At 61.1% G+C, this 1,275-nt stretch carries 2 protein-coding genes; both read right to left on the bottom strand.

Features of this window, described 5'->3' with window-relative positions:
- Positions 1 to 60 precede the first annotated feature (60 nt).
- A complete protein-coding gene (locus tag FFS25_RS13305; RefSeq protein WP_137803247.1) occupies positions 61 to 402 on the bottom strand; it encodes a hypothetical protein in 342 nt (113 codons plus the stop codon).
- Between the two features lie 329 nt (positions 403 to 731).
- A complete protein-coding gene (locus FFS25_RS13300; RefSeq protein ID WP_283957228.1) occupies positions 732 to 1,196 on the bottom strand; it encodes an SDR family NAD(P)-dependent oxidoreductase in 465 nt (154 codons plus the stop codon).
- Between the last annotated feature and the right edge of the window lie 79 nt (positions 1,197 to 1,275).

Raw genomic sequence — 1,275 nt, 5'->3', positions numbered from 1 at the left:
TGTGACATCCCCGCGATCCTCGGCGCACAACGCGCATCAGGACCACGCCGATCCTGCGCATCACCCAGAGGACCCGATCTCGGCAGCCAACCCACACTCATCTGTGAAGGGCCCCTTTACGGGTGGGCCTTCAATCGTGCAATCGACCAGTCCATCGAGCCACGGCGAGAGCAGCCCCATGCGAGCTGCGCCTGGCCTGAGCACCTGCATAGAGTCGGTAAACCGGGACGTGAGTATCTCGGTGAGATGAAAGACGTCAGCCACGAGGCTGGCATACTGCCAGTAGGTCTGGTTGAGCAGATAATCGAGATCGGTGAATACTGTCGTGATCGTTACGGAGCCTTCAGGACGACCGCCAAGAAGCGTATCAGGGGCTAATACCAGCACATCGCCCGTGCTCACGATCTGCTGACCGGCAGGGCCAAAGACGATTGCGGATCCGTGCCGAAGGAATAGGAACCGCACGTGAGAAAATGCCCGTCTCTGGACGGGCTTGACGAAGGTGTCAGTACGCGCGGCCACAGGTCTTGTGAGCTTCATAGGGATAGTGACAGCTTGCGAGAGAGAACGAGTCGATGTGCCCCGACGGCGGTCACCCAACGAGAACTAAATGAGCTGCCAAGCCGCCGTCGATGTAGTCATCAAGAAGATGGCTCACTCCCCAGGAGGGCAGGACCAGGCATTGATGTCCGCCTTCAAGTCGCCTCGGCCTGAACCCAATGGCGCATGTCTCAATCGGAGACTGAGCCTGAAGTGAAAACCGGTTGCCCGCTCGAAGCAGTCAAGCCGCCGTCGACCGGGAGATTAACACCGGTGATGAAGCGAGCATCATCACTGGCCAGGAACGCGATAGCATCGGCGACTTCGTCGGGTTCGCCGGCCCGCCTGAGCGGAATACGGTCGGTGAATCGTTCGACGAGGGCGGGGCTGTCGGTGATGTACTGGGTGAGCTCGGTGCGTACGTAGGTCGGGCAGACCGCGTTGACCCGGACTCCGTAGGCGCCTTCGTCCAGGGCCAGTGCCCGGGTGAGGTTGGAGAGCGCGCCTTTCGTGGCGCTGTAGATGCTCATGCCCCAGTCGCCTCTGATGCCGGCGACGGAGGACACGTTTACGATCGCCCCTCGAGTCTTGCGCAGGTGCGGCAGGGCGGCGCGGCTTAGATGGGGGCTTAACCCCTGATCTTGGACACGCGGAATCCAGCACGATGCTGGGGAAGCGAGAATCCAAGGATGGCAAGGAAGAACTACACCGACGAGTTCCGTCGCCGGGCGGTGG

The sequence above is a fragment of the Kocuria sp. 2SI genome (genome assembly GCF_005502825.1).
Taxonomy (GTDB): Bacteria; Actinomycetota; Actinomycetes; order Actinomycetales; family Micrococcaceae; genus Kocuria; species Kocuria palustris.
The sequence above is the reverse complement of the archived record's forward strand: the minus strand, read 5'-3'. Positions and strand labels throughout refer to the sequence as shown.